General features: G+C 65.7%; 14 protein-coding genes and 1 pseudogene. 3 read left to right on the forward strand and 12 right to left on the reverse strand.

The annotated features are described in order from the left end of the window. The 11 genes and pseudogenes from GM910_RS25445 to GM910_RS25495 form a co-directional block, all read right to left on the reverse strand. A pseudogene (locus GM910_RS25445) lies at positions 1-87 on the reverse strand (tyrosine-type recombinase/integrase); the annotation flags it as partial. Between the two features lie 87 nt (positions 88-174). Then, positions 175-1,242, reverse strand: coding sequence for an amidohydrolase family protein (locus tag GM910_RS25450; RefSeq protein ID WP_159593416.1), 1,068 nt, complete (start codon positions 1,240-1,242; stop codon positions 175-177). 28 nt (positions 1,243-1,270) lie between these two features. Continuing rightward, positions 1,271-2,041 (reverse strand): ABC transporter permease, encoded by a 771-nt coding sequence (locus GM910_RS25455; RefSeq protein WP_159593418.1) that lies wholly within the window; start codon positions 2,039-2,041, stop codon positions 1,271-1,273. Next, positions 2,038-2,850: an ABC transporter permease gene (locus GM910_RS25460; protein WP_159593420.1), complete on the reverse strand. Its 813-nt coding sequence runs from the start codon at positions 2,848-2,850 to the stop codon at positions 2,038-2,040. The genes GM910_RS25455 and GM910_RS25460 overlap by 4 nt, the downstream gene beginning before the upstream one ends. Continuing rightward, positions 2,850-3,644: an ABC transporter ATP-binding protein gene (locus tag GM910_RS25465; RefSeq protein WP_159593422.1), complete on the reverse strand. Its 795-nt coding sequence runs from the start codon at positions 3,642-3,644 to the stop codon at positions 2,850-2,852. Before GM910_RS25465 ends, GM910_RS25460 begins: the two co-directional genes overlap by 1 nt. A 75-nt stretch (positions 3,645-3,719) precedes the next feature. Then, positions 3,720-4,700: an ABC transporter substrate-binding protein gene (locus GM910_RS25470; protein WP_159593424.1), complete on the reverse strand. Its 981-nt coding sequence runs from the start codon at positions 4,698-4,700 to the stop codon at positions 3,720-3,722. A gap of 23 nt (positions 4,701-4,723) precedes the next feature. Further along, positions 4,724-6,025 carry an MmgE/PrpD family protein gene (locus tag GM910_RS25475; protein WP_159593426.1) on the reverse strand — a complete coding sequence of 434 codons (1,302 nt, stop codon included), beginning with the start codon at positions 6,023-6,025 and terminating at the stop codon, positions 4,724-4,726. Next, positions 6,022-7,092: an aminopeptidase P family N-terminal domain-containing protein gene (locus GM910_RS25480; protein ID WP_159593428.1), complete on the reverse strand. Its 1,071-nt coding sequence runs from the start codon at positions 7,090-7,092 to the stop codon at positions 6,022-6,024. Before GM910_RS25480 ends, GM910_RS25475 begins: the two co-directional genes overlap by 4 nt. Further along, positions 7,089-8,213: a M24 family metallopeptidase gene (locus GM910_RS25485; RefSeq protein WP_159593430.1), complete on the reverse strand. Its 1,125-nt coding sequence runs from the start codon at positions 8,211-8,213 to the stop codon at positions 7,089-7,091. Before GM910_RS25485 ends, GM910_RS25480 begins: the two co-directional genes overlap by 4 nt. An 11-nt stretch (positions 8,214-8,224) precedes the next feature. Beyond that, on the reverse strand, positions 8,225-9,943 hold the full coding sequence (locus GM910_RS25490) for a hydantoinase B/oxoprolinase family protein (protein WP_159593432.1): 1,719 nt from the start codon (positions 9,941-9,943) through the stop codon (positions 8,225-8,227). 16 nt (positions 9,944-9,959) lie between these two features. Then, positions 9,960-12,011 carry a hydantoinase/oxoprolinase family protein gene (locus GM910_RS25495; protein WP_159593434.1) on the reverse strand — a complete coding sequence of 684 codons (2,052 nt, stop codon included), beginning with the start codon at positions 12,009-12,011 and terminating at the stop codon, positions 9,960-9,962. Positions 12,012-12,169: 158 nt separating this feature from the next. Between GM910_RS25495 and GM910_RS25500 the strand changes: the two genes are divergently transcribed. Next, a complete protein-coding gene (locus GM910_RS25500) occupies positions 12,170-13,093 on the forward strand; it encodes a LysR family transcriptional regulator (protein WP_159593436.1) in 924 nt (307 codons plus the stop codon). Positions 13,094-13,708: 615 nt separating this feature from the next. Here GM910_RS25500 and GM910_RS25505 read toward each other — a convergent pair. After that, the gene (locus GM910_RS25505; RefSeq protein WP_159593438.1) at positions 13,709-14,350 is read right to left on the reverse strand and encodes a dihydrofolate reductase family protein; all 642 of its coding nucleotides are present in this window, start codon (positions 14,348-14,350) and stop codon (positions 13,709-13,711) included. A 137-nt stretch (positions 14,351-14,487) separates the two neighbouring features. Here GM910_RS25505 and GM910_RS25510 point away from each other — a divergent pair, with 137 nt between their 5' ends. Then, the gene (locus GM910_RS25510; RefSeq protein WP_159593440.1) at positions 14,488-14,844 is read left to right on the forward strand and encodes an ArsR/SmtB family transcription factor; all 357 of its coding nucleotides are present in this window, start codon (positions 14,488-14,490) and stop codon (positions 14,842-14,844) included. Next, positions 14,819-15,307 carry an SRPBCC family protein gene (locus tag GM910_RS25515; protein WP_201285599.1) on the forward strand — a complete coding sequence of 163 codons (489 nt, stop codon included), beginning with the start codon at positions 14,819-14,821 and terminating at the stop codon, positions 15,305-15,307. Before GM910_RS25510 ends, GM910_RS25515 begins: the two co-directional genes overlap by 26 nt. The last annotated feature ends 411 nt before the right edge of the window (positions 15,308-15,718 follow it).

The following is a 15,718-nucleotide window of genomic DNA, read 5'->3' on the forward strand; positions in this document are numbered from 1 at the left end:
GATGCGGATGTCGGTGCCATTCTCCAGCAGATGCGTGGCGAAGCTGTGCCTGAGCGTATGCACCGTCACGCGCTTGTCGATGCCGGCGACTCTAGGGGCGCGGCCTTGCCTTCACCCTCATGGTGAGCTTGTCGAACCACGAGGGTGACGCACACCCGATTCCTCCTCGATTCATCATGCATCCGGCTTCGGCCGGAGCATCCCAATCACGGCTGGTGTTCCATCGCTCGCGGCATCGCTTGTCCTTGCTCGGCGGGGAAGATTGAGGACGCGCCGTGCGTTGCCGACGAAGAGCTTTTGCTTCTCCTGTTCCGAAAGCCCGATCTCGTCGATCAGCCGCAGCGCGGTGGCCGGGTCCCAGCAGGGGTAGTCGGTGCCGTACATGACGTTGTCGATGCCGTAGAACTCGATCGCGAACTTGATGCCGAGCATGTGCGGAGAGACGGTGTCTGTGAACGTGCGGCGGATATAGGTGCTGGGCGGCTGCTTCAGTCCCGCCTTGCCGCCGTTCTTGTCCATGCGGCCGGCCTGGTAGGGCAGCGCGCCGCCGGTGTGCGACATGATGATCTTCAGGCCGGGATGGCGCTCCATCATGCCGGAAAAGATAAGCCGCATGGCGGCGGAGCTGACCTCAACAACGCGGCCGAGGCTCAAATGCAGAGCCTCGTTGTAGCCGTCCAGGATGTCGGGGAAGATGGCGTCGGTGGGGTGGAGGTAGAGAGGTATGCCGAGTTCCTCCACGCGGGCGTAGAAGGGTTCCAGCCGCTCTGCGTCGATGCGCGGATTCGTGCCGATGCTGCCCGGCAGGTTGGCGCCGACGAGGCCGAGCTCGCCGATCGCGTGGTCCAGAACCTCGATCGCCGTCTTCGTATCGGTGAGCGGCACGGCGGCGGTGCCCCAGAAGCGGCCGGGATATTTGCGCTGCGCGGCGGCCATCGCCTCATTCCACTCGAGCGCGGCATCGCGGCCTTCATCCACGGGCAACTCGGAGAAATAGATCGAGAACGGGCCGATGGAGCTGACGACATCGACATCGTGCCCGAGCCCGTCCATGTGCTCGAACTCCTTTTCGAGGTCGAACCAGGCCGCCCAGCTTGCGACCGTGCCGCTGCGGGCGTCCGCGCCGACATAGATGTAGCCGCCCCGCTCGTTGGCGAAGGCCTTGGGATAGGCGGACTTCTTCGAAAGCGCCTCGAAGATCGGCAGCGGCCACCAGTGGAAATGCGAGTCGATGATGTGCATGGGACGCTCTCCGCGTTTTTGTGCGCCGTCAGGGGACGCGCCAGGAATCGGTCTTCTTTTCCAGCCAGGAAAGCATCTGCGTCAGCACCACGCCGAGCAGGATGATGACGAGGATCGAAACCATCATCTTGGTCGTCTGCAGGAGTTGGGCGTGATAGGCGATGCTGTAGCCGAGCCCCGCGCTGGCGCCGAAGAGTTCGGCCACCACCACGCCGGTCAGCGCCCGCCCTACCCCGAGCCGCAGGCCGGCCACCACGATGGGCACGGACCCGGGCAGCGCCACCCGCAGGAAGATATCGAGCGGCCGCGCGCCGAATGAATGGGCGGCGCGAACGAGGTCCCGGTCGACATTCTTGATGCCGGACAGCGTGTTTGCGTAGATCGGCGTGAGCGCGAACAGGAAGGCGATGGCCACGATGGTCGGCGTGCCGTAGCCGAGCCAGGCGACGAAGAGCGGGTAGAAGGCGATGGTCGGCGCGGAATACTTGAACCAGATGAACGGCTCCAGCGCCGCCTCAGCGTCCGGGAACCAGCCCGCCAGCACGCCGAGCCCGATGCCCACGCCTGCCGCGAGCGCCAGCGCCAGCACGAAGGAATGAAGGCTGGCCAGGATGTTCTCGACGAGCGTGCCGTCGGCGAACTGCACCCCCATCTCCTTGAACACCGCGCCGGGCGTGGAGATGAAGAACGGGTTGATCAGTCCCGCCGAAACGACGGCCTGCCAAAGGATGCCGATCGTCAGCAGTGAGAGTGTGCCGAGGACAAGCGCCTCATGGCGCCGGTAGAGTTCGGTCATCATTCCGTCCTCCAGTTGCGCACGCGGCTTTCCAGCAGCCGGACGAGAGAGGTCAAGGTGTAGCCGAAGACGCTGATCACCAGCGCGTAGACCAGAAGCCGGTCGATGCGCATGGACGAGCCGTAGGTCATGAGCTGGTGCCCGACGCCGACCTGCGAGACGTAGAGCTCGCCCACCACGACGCCGAGAACGCCGCGCCCGACGGCAAGCCGCACGCCCATCAGGATAGAGGGCAGCGAGCCCGGCACCAGGATGCGGGTGAAGATGTCGAGCCTGCTGGCGCCAAAGGAACGCGCCGCCCGGATGAGCCGCGGATCCGCCTCGCGCATGCCGGCCATGGTGTTGACGATGATGGGGAAGATCACGCCGAGGAAGACGACCGCGACCTTCGATGCCATGCCGATGCCGAGCCAGATGACCATGATCGGCAGGAGCACGAGGGTGGGCGCGATGTAGAGCGCCATGAGCGGCGGGTCGAGAATGTAGCGCGCATGTTTGGACGTGCCCAGCAGCGCCCCCAGTGGCACGCTGACGACGAGGGCGAGCGCGAAACCGAGCACGAACTCGGTCAGGCTGATGCGCGCGTGATAGAAGAAGTCATCGCTGGCGAAGACTTCGAGGGCGGCAGCGGCCACCTTCGTCGGCTGGCTGGTGAAGCGTCCGTTGACCAGCCCAAGCTCCGGCGCGACCTGCCACACGACGAAGAAGAGGAGCACGGACAGGCACGAGATCGTTGTCGAGCGCGACAGCGGGAAACGGGCGTTCCAGGCCCGTCCCTCCATCGCGGTGGATTTGCTCGTGGCCATCGCCATCACGCGGCCTCGGTTATCATGTGCATGGCGGCCATGTCCTCGCCAAGCCCCTCGCGCAGCCGGCGCCGGTAAGCGGCGAACTGATCGCTGTCGAGCATGGCGGCGGTGCGCGGCCGCGGCAGGTCGATGTCGATGATTTCCCTGATGTGGCCGGGGTCGCGGCCCATGACGACCACCCGGTCGCCGAGGAACACCGCCTCGTCTATGTCGTGCGTGACGAACAGCGCCGTCTTGCGGTCGCGCTCCCAGATCTTGAGCAGCTCGTCGCCCATCACTTCGCGCGTCTGCGCGTCGAGCGCGCCGAATGGCTCGTCCATGAGAAGGACGTGCGGATCGACGGCAAGTGCGCGCGCGATGTTGACGCGCTGGCGCATGCCGCCGGAAAGCTGGTGCGGGTGGTAGTCCGAGAAAGCGCCGAGGCCCACCATGCGGATGAAGCGCCGGGCGCGCTCCGTCGGATCGTCCTTCTTCCAGCGCTGCATCTCAAGACCGAACCTGACGTTGCCGAGCACGGAACGCCACGGCAGCAGCGACGCCTCCTGAAAGACCATCGCCCGGTCCGGGCCGGGGTCGCTGACTTCCTTGCCGTTGATCGTGATGCTGCCGCTGGCGCTGTTCACCAGGCCGGCCGCCGCCAGAAGCAGCGTGCTCTTGCCGCAGCCGCTCGAGCCCACGATGGTCACGAACTCGCCCTTGGCGATATCGAGCGAAACCCGGTCGACCGCAACGAACGGCTCGTCGCTGTTCGGCTTACGGTATTCGATCGTCAGGTCGCGAATTTCGATCTGTGCCATTTTCGGTTTTCTTTCTTGCGGAGCGGAGGGATGGCGGGGTGGGAACCTTGAAGGCCCCCACCCGAAGCGAGCCGCTTACTCCGCCGGCTTCCATTCTTCGTAGGTGTCGACGAAGGTCGGGTCGAAGTAGCGCTCCTCCGGCCATGCCTCTTCGTACTCGCCCGATTCGATGCCGATCTCCCAGAACGCCTGCATGCCTTCCTCGGAGGGCAGGCGGCCGTCCTCGTAGACCTTGTCGATGAAGTCGTCATAGCCGCGCCCGGCATAGTCCTCCTCCATGCCGACGCGGTCGACCAGCACCTCGATTGCGCGATCCTTGTCGGCCTTGGCAAGCCGCACGCCCTTCACGAAACCGCGCAGAACGGCGCGGATCGTGTTGGGATTGGCCTGGATGAAGTCCTTGGTGGCGAAGAAGACGTGGAAGGGGTAGTCGGGCGCGATGTCCGTCTGCTTGAGGATCGGCTTGAAGCCGGCATCGGCGGCCATGAACTTTTCCGGCGTGGCGAAGATATTGACGTCGATCTGCCCGGCCTCCATCGCCGCCAGCCGCTCGACGGAGCCGCCGCCCTGGATGATCTGCACGTCGGAGTCCGGATCGAGCCCCTGCGTCTGCAGAGCGTGGCGGGTGAGGAAATCCGTCGAGGAACCGATGCGGGTGACGCCGAAGCGCTTGCCCTTGGCATTCGCCATGCTGTCGATCTCTGGCACGGCATACCAGTCGAAGACGGCCATGTTGAAACCGCCATAGAAGACCTTGAGCGGCTGTTCGGCTGCTATCCCAACCGACACACCCGCCAGCGAGGTGACGCCGATATCGACGGCGCCGGCGACCATGCCGCGCACCATATCCGTGCCGCCACGGAAGGCGACGATCTCGACATTGATTCCTTCTTCCTCGAAGAAACCCTCTTCGTCGGCCATGTAGAGCGGCAGGAAGGTCGATGTCGTCACCGGCAGGCCGATCGTGATATCGGTCTTTTCCGGCGCATCCTGCGCCGCCGCCGGAGCGGCCAGCACCGCCAGCCCTGCTGTCAGAATTCCAATTAGTCTCTTCATTCCATCCTCCCGTGGTTGATCTTTCAGGCGAGCCGGACGAACCCCCGGCTTTCATTCTCCCCGCCAAGGCGAGCCTTCAATGCCGCATGAACGCGCGTCCGCTCATCATCGATCGCATCGCCGTTTCGCAGGGCCGAGGCGAGACCGCCGAGTGCACCGGCGACGCCGAGACCTTCGATCTTTCGTTGCAAGGTCGCGAGCGGCGCGTCGCCCGGCAGCACGGCGCACCGCCTTTCGCTGAAGCCGTCCGCCGTCTTCACAATGACGCGCGCGGGAAAACTGTGGCCGGCCTCCGCCGCAAGCGCGCTTTCCGGCCTGACGGTCACCTTCGCTGCAAAGGCAATCGTGCGGGCATCGAAAGGATGCGCACGCGCCACGTCGAACAGGCGGTCGCGCTCGAAAGCGGCGATGCCGAGCTGGAGGCCGAGATGGGCAATCGTGGAAAGGCGTTTTCCCGGATCGAGCGAACGGCTGACGACGGGAACGGCATCCGGCGGCAGCTCCACCTCGACCGACAGGACCGAGGCCGGCTGCAGGCCATCGGCCAGCATGGCGGAAAACGCTTCGATTGCATTCATGCCCTGACGCGCAGCGACGAAGGGCTTTAGCCCGACCGACGCCACAGCGTGCTCCGGCAATGCTTCCAGATGCTCCGGCGCCGCAAGTTCCGCGGACGACTGCGCGGCCAGCCATTCGGGCGACAGGAGCGCGGGATCGCCGCCAAAGCCGGCGCGTGCGGCCATTACCGCGCGCACGCCCTTGAGCGTTGCCTCGCCGATGGCCAGCCACCGGCCGGACGGGTTGCCGCCGGGCTGCCCCGCACGCCCTGAGTTGCCGGCGATGGCGATCGCCAGCGCCTGGGCCGTCGTTTCCTCGTCCAGGTCGAGTGCGGCAGCGGCCGTTGCTGCGGCGATTGCCGGAGCCGCGAAAAGCGTCGGCCAGACGCCGCGCGCAAGTATTGCTGCACCGCCGACGGCGCGGGCGAGGCAAAGGCCGGTCGCATATCCTGCCTCGACCGCGCGGACATAGGACCGGGGGTCCGGCGCGAATTCACCGGCGACCGGAACCGCTATGCAGCCCGGCGTCAGGCAGCTCGGCACCTCGATATCGTCACACTCGGTGAAGCGGATCACGGCCGCCATGGCCGCCGCCGTGGAGGCGGCGTCGCCCTCACCGAGGAAGCGCCCGATGGCCGCGCCTTCCTGCGCCTCCAGCCCGGCCGCCAGCGCGGCCAGCGTGTCGACCGTGTGGAGTGCGACGGCGGCTTCCGTGCGGGCGTCGACGGCGATTTCGGCAAGCCGGCGGGCGAGAACACGCGTGGTCATGCGACACCCCCTCCCCGCGCCGTCTGGCGTGCGAGGCCGAATGATCGCGTGAAGACGAGTGGCGTGTGTGCGGTGCCGATGGTCAATGTCAGGACGCCATAGGGGACATCCCGCATCGCCGGTCGGCTCCTGGACGCCACCGGCTGGAGCGGTCGCGTCGCGACCGGTGCCTCCACCGTCCAGTCGAGGATCGTCATGCCGGCGGACAAGGCGTGCCCGGCGATCTGCGGTGCCGGCTGCGCGGATGGGTCGATCGCCTCAGCGAGACGGTCGGCTGCCCGCGCCGCCTCGGCCACCGCGCCGTCGGCCGCCATGCGGGCGAGGCTTTCGGTGCGGCGGATCCAGACGCCGTTATAAGCGACGGAAAGGCGGATGGCGAAATATCCGCCGAGCGGGGCGTTGCCCTTCATGCGGGCGAGGCGCTGGTCGGCCGCCAGATCGGGGGCGGCTGCGACATAGCATTCCTCGGCTCCGGCCAGCCGCGCGTTCAGTTCCAGCACCTCCGTCACGTCGCCCACCAGCCGGCGATCGGCCGGTATCTCGGCAAACGCATTGGCGGCAATCCGATCCGCCGTCGTGGCAAGCGCCAGTTCGGCAGCATTCGGCAGGGCACGGACAGCGGCGAAAATATCGGTTGCGTCGATCAGCCTCGCATCGGTCTTAGAGGTGATCTCCTCGACGAGGCCACTGGGCATGCGGTCGAGTTCGACAACGCCGATGTTTCCGGCGCTCAACGCGGAAAGCCGCTCGCCCGCCATCCGGCCGGGCTGCGGCGAATGGGCGATTTCGACCGTCGGATTGGTCGAGCGGATCCAGTTGCCGACACGCTTCGACAGGGCTGTCGCGAAGATGGCCTGTCCCTCCCGTGGAACGAACAGCAGGGCATCCGACCAGTAGGGCGTAAAGCCGGTCAGATAGGTCACGCCGGCCGAGCGCACATGATTTGTGTAGACGAGGACGGCGTCCAGCCCGTTCTCGCGCATGGCCGCCTGCAGGCGGCGTTGGCGGGCAAGCACGTCGGCCTGCGACAGCTCGCCTTCGCGCCAGAGCATGAGGCCGTGTCTCATGCCGCCCTCCTGTCCGCCGCCATCGAAAACAGCTCCCGGGGCGTTGTCGTCAGCACCTCCGCGCCCTCCCCGGTCACGATCAGGGAATCGCCCAGCACCATGTAGCCGACCTCCGGGTGGTAGGTGTTGGGATGCACGATGAGTGACATGCCCTGCTCAATCGTCGTGGTCACGTCCTCGAGGATATGCGGCTTGGTGTCGGGAAAGAGGCCAAGGCCGTGGCCGCGCACGCGGGTGTATTCGCTGGTCACGTAGTCGCCGAGGCCGTGGCGGCGGAAGACGTCGTTCTCCGCCTTCGCAATGTCGGCGGCGGTGATGCCGGGCCTCACCGCATCGATGCCCGCAATCATGGCCTCGTGATAGACGGCGAAGGCCTTTTTCTGCGCCTCGCTCGCCTCTCCGATGACGAGCGTCCGGCAGATCTGCACATAATAGCCGTCAACGCAGGGCGTGAGCTCGGTCGTCACCAGGTCGCCGGCCTTCAACGTCTTGCCGGAGGGCGGCGCCATGCCGCGCACTTCCAGGCCGCCGGCGCCGATGATCATGAAGTTGTCGTCGACGCCGTTGGCGCGGAAGAACGCCTCGATCTCGGCGATCAGCTCATAGTCCTTCCTGCCCACGCGCGCCGCATTGCGGAAGACGGCATAGCCCTCATCGGCAAGTCGCGCCGCACGGCGAACCGCCTGCAGCTCCTCCTCCGCCTTGATCATCAGGAGACGGTCGAGGATGGGTGTGGCGTCGTCGAAGCGGTTCTCTTCCCGCCGGCGCGCGAGGCCGTAGGGCAGATGCCGTTTCGGGCCGGCGGCGATGCGGCGGTTGCCGAGCCGCTCGATGGCAGCGGCGGCATCGGCGACGATATCGTCGGTAACGACCGTGTCCAGGCCCGGGCATTCCACGGCCGCGCGGTCGGCCTCGAACGAATCGTCGAGATAGAGCGTCGTTTCGCCGTCGCTCGTCACGACGGCGATGCCCTCGCCTTCAAGAATGCCGAAATCGGCGGCATAGCGCAGATAGTCGTTCTGCCAGGCATTGCCGTAGAGCACCACGGCGTCGAGGCCGGCGTCCTTCATCGCCTCGATCAGCCGGCGCCTGCGCGTGTCTGCAACCCTCCTCGCCGTCATGGTGCCATCCCTCATGAATTCGCAGCCATGCGCATCGCCGGCTGCGATTCTCCCTTCGCCGCGAACCCATAGTCCCGGCGGGCGGCCTCGGTCGAGACGAGTCCTTTTTCGATGTCGCTTTGCAGGAGCCCGTGGTCGCGCTCGCGCGGATCGCCGTAACCGCCGCCGCCGGCGGTCAGGAAGGTCACGCGGTCGCCCGGCTCGAAGGCGACATTGGTCGCCTTGTTGACATTCTCCGTCCTGCCGTCCGCGCGCTCGATGATCGCCAGGCTGACAGCGCCTTCCTTGCCGCCGTCAAGGCCCCAGGGCGGTGTGACGGTGCGGTCGAAATTGATGTTGCCCTTGCAGGCGCGCAGCACGCGATAGGTGAGCTCCACGCCTAGTCCGCCCCGATAGCGCCCGGCGCCGCCGGAATCGGGGCGCAGCATGTGCCGCTCGATCACAAAGGGATACTTGATCTCCTGGAGTTCCACCGGCGTGTTGCGCACGTCGCCCTGGCACACGGAGACGGAGGCAGACGCGCCGTCGCCATGCGGCCGGCCGCCCCAGCCGCCGCCGAAGATGTTCATGAGCAGGAAACGCGACCCGTCACCGTAGAAGCCGAAGAACGAGCAGCCGCCCATGTCGCCCTTGTGGGCGGCCGGGATCATCTCGGGCACCGCGGGTGCGAGCGCCTTCAGGATGGTGTCGATGACTGTCGGCAGCGCGATGCTCCACTGGCCGAGCGCGGCCGGCGGCCTGGCGCTCAGCATGGTGCCTTCGGGCAGCACCACGTCGAGGGAGCGGAAGCAGCCTTCGTTGACGTCGAGATTGGGCGAGGTGAGCGCCTTGAAGGCCACGCGTGCGGCAGCGATGCCGCCCGAGCGGCCGGAATTGAGCGGGCCGTCGACCTGCGGGTTCATCTCGGAGAAATCGACGCTCATGCGCGCGCCCGCCACCGTGACGGTGACCTTGATGCGCAGCGGCTTGTCGAGCGCGCGGCCGTCATTGTCCAGGAAGCTGGTGGCCGAATAGGTGCCATCGGGGATCTTCTCGATGACCGAACGGACCTGCCGGTCGGCCTGCGCCCAGATGGTGGCGACGCATTCGTCGACGGTGGCGCGCGAATAGCGCCCGACGAGTTCCCCGAACCGGCGCGCGCCGACTTGGCACGAGGCGATCTGGGCGCGCAGGTCGCCGAGGCTCGCATCCGGATAGCGGATGTTGTCGCGGATGATCTGCAGCAGCGTCTCGTTCGCCTTGCCGGCATCGTAGATCTTCAGCGAGCGCATCTGCAGGCCCTCGCTGTAGATATCGGTCGTCGCGTTGGAGCCAAAACCCTGGCGGCCGCCGCCGATGTCGACCCAATGGGCGCGGTTCGCCGCAAAGCCGATCAGCTCTCCGTCATGGAAGCACGGGGCATAGACCACGACATTGTTGAGGTGCTGGCCGCAGATGTGGCCGTGGTTCATCACCAGCACGTCGCCCTCGGCGAAGCCGTCGAGCCCGTAGCGTTTTATCCCGTCCTCGACCGCCACGCCAAGGTCGGCGAGGAAGATCGGCAGGCCGCCGCGGTTCTGCGATATCATGCGGCCCTCGGTGTCGATCAGGCCGCAGCAATAGTCGCGCACCTCGTAGATCATCATGTTGTAGGCCGACTTGGACAGGACGTCGGCCATTTCGTCGGCATAGGCCACGACGGCGTTTCGCACGACTTCGATGGTGATCGGATCGGTGGTGGCTTTGGTCATCGAGATGGTCTGCCCGTCAATATTTCAGTGTGACGACGAGATGCCCGGCGTCAGTGACGCGGACCTCGTCGTCGGGATGAATGAGGATGGTGGAGTTCGGTTCTTCGATCACCGCCGGACCGACGATGCGCGCGCCCGCCTTCAGCGCGTTGCGCCACAGTATCTGCGTTTTCACCGGGCGCTCGGGGTCGTCGAAGACGACGTCGCGGTGTTCCGTGCCGGCATCGCTGTCGGGCGTCCAAGGCTGCGACAGCCATTGCTCGGCAAGCGAATCGGACCGGGCGGCCGTCAGCACCAGGCGCAGGCTGACCACCTCCATGGTCTCGCTGGGGGCGGACTGGCCGTAGCGCTTGTCGTGCTCGCGGTCGAAGCGGTCGCGGACCGTGCGGGCCTCGCCGGTCAAAAGCGCGGCGCTCTCGACGGGAATGGATATCGCATGCTCCTGGCCGACATAGCGAAGATCGGCGTAGTAGCGGAAATCGGCGGTCGCCGGGTCAATGCCGTCGCGCGTCAGCTGGTCCCGCCCCGCCGCTGCGAGTTCCGCGAAAACCTCCTCGGCGTGGCTCGCCTGCAGATCGCCGACCCTGCCGATCAGCGTCTGCACGAAATCCTGCCGCCACGAGGCCATCAGCATTCCGAGCGCGGAGAAGGTGCCGGGCAGCTTGGGGATGACGACGGTGGGGATGAATATCTCGCGCGCAATGGAGATGGCGTGAAGAGGGCCGGCTCCGCCGAAGGCGATCATCGCCGTGTCGCGCGGATCCACGCCCTTGTTGACCGACACGGCGCGCACGGAGAGCGACATGGCGGCGTCAGCGATACGGACCACGCCATGCGCGGCCTGCGGGACACTGAGTGCGAGCGGGCCGGCGACCTTTTCCTGCATGGCCCGGCGCGCGGCCTCCACGTCGAGAGCCATGCCGCCATTGAGGAAGCGCCGCGGATTGATGCGGCCGAGAAGGAGATCGGCATCGGTCACCACCGGATCGGCCGAGCCCTTGCCGTAGCAGGCCGGCCCGGGGTCCGCGCCGACGCTCTTCGGCCCGACATGCAGCCCGCCCGTCTTGTCGACCCAGGCGATGGAGCCGCCGCCGGCGCCCACCTCGACGATGTCGACCACCGGCAGCTGCATGGGCTGGCCCGTCGCCTTGTCGCCGATCACATAGCCGGTTTCGATGACGGGAGCGCCGCCGGTCAGGAGGCTCGACTTCGCCGTCGTGCCGCCCATGTCGAAGCCGACGCAGCGCTCCAGCCCGAGCAGCTTCGACAGGCGGCCGGCGCCGATCATGCCGGCGACGGGGCCGGATTCCATCATGGACACCGGCTGCTCCTGCGCCAGCCTGAGCGACATGACACCGCCGTTGGAGCGCATGATGTGCACCTTACCGCCGAAGGAGGCATCGCGCAGATAACCGTCGAGACGGCGCAGATAACCGCCGACGCGCGGACCCACGAAGGCATTCAGCACAGTCGTGGAGGTGCGCTCGTATTCGCGGTATTCGCGCAGGATCTCGTGCGACAGGGTGATGAACAGATCGGGCCGCCGCTGGCGCAGCGCCGCGCCGATGCGCCGCTCGTGCTCGGGATTGACGTAGGCGTGAAGCAGGCACACGGCGACCGCTTCCACGCCCATCCCGTCGACCCAGGCGACCGCCTCGTCGAGCGTTTTTTCATCGAGCGGCTCAAGCACCTCGCCCGTCGCCAGGATGCGTTCGCGGACCTCGAAGGTGAGATCGCGCGGCATCAGGGGCTCGGGGCGCTCGAAGAACAGGTTGAAGGCCTCGATGCGGTTCGACCGGCCGATGGCGTAGACATCGCGGAAGCCGGTGGTGGTCAGAAGCGCGGTGCGCGCGCCCTTGCGCTCCAGCACCGTGTTGATGGCGATAGTCGAGCCATGCAGCAGCTCGTCGACGGACCCGGTCTCGCACCCGGCCAGATCGAGGCTGGTGGCGATGCCCTTTGTCGGATCGGCGGGGACGGTCGAGGTTTTCGACGTGACGATGTGCCCACCGACATATCCCACCAGATCGGTGAAGGTTCCTCCGATATCGACGCCGACGATGTTCACGTTCGTTCTGCTCCCTGTCCGGCTCGCAAGAGTGGAAGGCGGGAGGAACAGGCGGCCAGGCCGCTGCGAAACGTCTGCCGTCCTCCCGCGGCCTGAGAAGCGTCGCACCGGGGGTGGTCTCAAGCAACGGGCCGGAGGGCTATACCTTTGATAGTCTAATGACTATAACTTTCCCTATGATCAACGTCACCCTTCGCCGGCTCGAAGTGTTCCTGGCGGTCGCCGAGGTGGAGAGCTTTTCGCGCGCGGCCGACAAGCTCGACATCGCCCAGCCATCGGTCAGCGCCCATATACGCAGCCTCGAGCATCAGGTCGGCGGCGCGGTCTTCCGCCGCCGCCGCGGCAGCAGGCCCGTCCTGACCGACCTCGGCAGAAGCGTTCGCGACCACGCCCGGGAGCTTCTTGCCGAAGCCGACGATTTGAGGGCCGATATCGTGAGCCTGCGCACCTCGGCGGGGACCGAACTCGTGCTCTCCTGCCAGCGCTCGCTCGCGAACTTCGTGCTCAAGGAGCCCATTACGCGCTTCGCGCTCACGCATCGCGAGATCCGCCTCATCGTGCGGATCGGCAAGCAGGAGGACGTGGTCGAGGAGGTGCGGGACGGCATCGCCGATATCGGCTGTTTCCTGAGCAACGAGGAGATGCGCGGCGTGCATTCGGAGGTGATCGGCGCGCAGCGCCTTCAGATCGTCGCCGGGGCCAGCCATCCCCTCGTCGGACGGCGCAAGGTCAAGCCCGGCGAGGTGGCGCGATACGGCTTCGTCGGTCCCCCGCCGGGATCGCTCTTCGGCCGCGCCGTGCAGCGGCTCCTCAAGAGCGCCGGCATCAACGACATCCAGGTGGTGGCGCAGGCGACGGAGTATCAATTCCTGCGCGAGCTGGTTGCCGCCGGCGTCGGCCTTTCCTGCTCGCCGGAAAAGAGCGTCGAGGCCGACGTCGCCTCAGGTCTGTTGAGCATCATCGACCTCGACGCCCCCGACCTCGTCTTCCAGATCCGCCTGATCTCCTCACAACACCGGCCCCGCTCCGCCCCCATGGAAGAATTCAGCGCCTACCTACGCTCGTGCATGCCGACGCTTTGAGGTGTGAACATGGCCGCTGTTTTCGCGCCCCTGGAGCTTCCGCTCCATGTCAGTCATACGCGCATCGGTGCCGTCCATTGCTTTTCTCCTTCTCGTGAAAACTTGCCGCCGAGGGGCGTGCGTCACCGCCGCCACGCCCGCTTTCGCGTCTGGCTTCTGATCGTTCGGGAAGCGGGGCGCGTTGTCCGTGCCTCTCTGTGTAATTTTATGTGGCGCGTTCAACGCGCCCCGCCGGCCGCTGTCCTGCGGTCGACCGGCCAAGGAAGGTCCCCATTGCCCTTTTGGGGCGCCCAGGCTCGTCTCTGAAACGCCTGAACCGAACCTCCCGCGGCTTCTCCGCACCCTGTGTTCGTGCTTTCGGCACGGCACAGGGCCCCGGCCTGCTGCAGGCCCTCATAACTACCCTTAAACACGATTGAGTACGCTTCTATACGCTTGGCTACTTGGTTGGCTGCCTGGCGCCAAGTGCGGTCATCGCCGAGCCATTACTCAGACGTCGCATTGGGGCCGGCAGCGGACCGGCAGCACCTGGACTGGCAACTCAAGAAGCCGACATCATGGACCACCTGAGTACAGTCCATAATCGCCCCAAGTCACAAGCTAGCGGCTAGCGGGTTAGCGTTGGAATGTGAGGTGGATGGTGCCGCTCTCTGCCGTTTCTGCCTTAACCGTGTAGCCAGCTTCGAGGCTGCGCAGATCGTCCCATAGGCGGATGCCGCGCCCGAGCAGGATCGGGGCGATAGCGACGTGGAGGCGGTCGACAAGTCCTGCCTTGAGGAAGTCGCGCACAAGACTGGCGCCGCCGCCAATTCGGATGTCTTTTCCATCGGCAACAGCAACGGCCTGCTGGAGTGCCTCGGCCGGTGTCGTGTTGAGGAAATGGAACGTCGTGCCTCCCGCCATCTCGATGGAGGGCCGGGGCTTGTGGGTCAGAACGAAGACCGGGACGCGGAACGGGGGTTCGTCTCCCCACCATCCCTTCCAATCCGGGTCATCGGGAAAGTTGTGGAGGCCAAACATGCCGGCCCCCATGATCTCGGCACCCACATCGGCGAAGTACTCTTTCGCATACTTGTCGTCGACGCCGGTCGTGCCTCCACCGCTTGTGTCCTTGAACACGCGTTCACGGATGGTCTTTGTCGCAGCATAGGCGCCGACGAGGCTCATCCAGTCCGCGCTCATCGGGTTTTCGGGAGTTTGGTCCGTCGCTGTCGCGAACCCATCGAGTGAGATATTGAGATCAACACGAACGACCACTGGTTTCTCCTTGAGCGTGGTTGCAGCAGCCCTATGTTCAGGGCTTACTAAGGCAAGTGCCTTATTATCGAAATTGTTTAGTAAGGCAAGTGCCTTATTATCGTTGACCCCATCTCTTTTTCATCCTAGTGAATTACATGCCTCACCATTCGACCCCCCTCGACCTTGCCTTTCACGCGCTCAGCGACCCGACCCGCCGGGCGGTGGTGTCGCGGTTGGCCGAAGGCGAAGTGCCGGTCAGCGCCTTGGCCGAACCGTTCGATATGGCTTTGCCTTCTTTCGCCCAGCATCTGAAGGTCCTGGAAGATTGCGGGCTGATCGCTAGCGAAAAGCGCGGGCGCAGCCGCTGGTGCCGGCTGGTGCGTCCGCGCTTCGAGGAGGCGGCGGACTGGATGGAAGCGGAACGCCGGCGCTGGGCCGAGCGGCTCGATCGGCTGGAAGCCTACCTGGACAAGACCGCAGAGGATGATGAAGACCATGGCAAATCTGTTTGACACTTGGTCGCTCGATCGCGAGATCGTGCTGGTGAAGCTGCTTAACCACCCACGCGACAAGGTCTTTGCGGCCTGGATGGACCCCAAGGCGCTGGCCCAATGGTATGGCCCGGCCGACCTCAGCATCGACAGCCACAAGGCCGATATCCGTGAGGGCGGGGTTTGGCGGTTCGACATGGTGGGCATGTTCGAAGGCCGGGAGCAGCGCTTCCCCAACCTCATGCGCTTCCTGGAGATCGTGCCGAACGAGCGGATCGTGATGGACTATGGCACCCCCGACCCTGACGACCCTGACCGGTTCCGCGTCACGGTGACCTTCGATGAGCAGGCTGACGGCAAGACGGTGCTGACCATGCGCCAGCTCCATCCCAGCCGCGAGCGGCGTCAGGTGGTCATCGGCTTCGGCGCAGTGGAATATGGGCTGCAGACGCTGGACGGCCTCGCCGCCTGGCTGGACGGCTGAGCGCTTGGCCGCTCAGTGCCGCGCGCCAGTTGGCGATGGCGGGCGGGGCGGCGTACCGACCGAACTGCGCTTGATCGCGCAGGTCAGGGCTTGACGGAACAGGTTGGCCACACACGATGTCGGCTCTCGGGCGGCCGCTATCTTGATCTGTACGACAGCATGTGGGGCGCATAGCAGTCGCTCGCGTCACGCCGTGAGTAAGTCGGCAATGGTTCAAATCGAGACAATTAATCGAACGCAAAGGCACGACCGCTCTGCATCGTTCAACGGCACAGAGCCCGCTCTCGGTGATTTCCGCATCAATGTTGGTTGCGAGGTGATTTTGGCCTGCCCCTATGAGGTGGTCCAGTTTCAGTCTTAATGCATGATCGGCTTTCCGGCCATTGCCTGTGCAGATGGTGGTGCCGATCC

Source organism: Chelativorans xinjiangensis (genome assembly GCF_009812055.1).
GTDB classification, from domain to species: Bacteria; Pseudomonadota; Alphaproteobacteria; order Rhizobiales; family Rhizobiaceae; genus Chelativorans; species Chelativorans xinjiangense.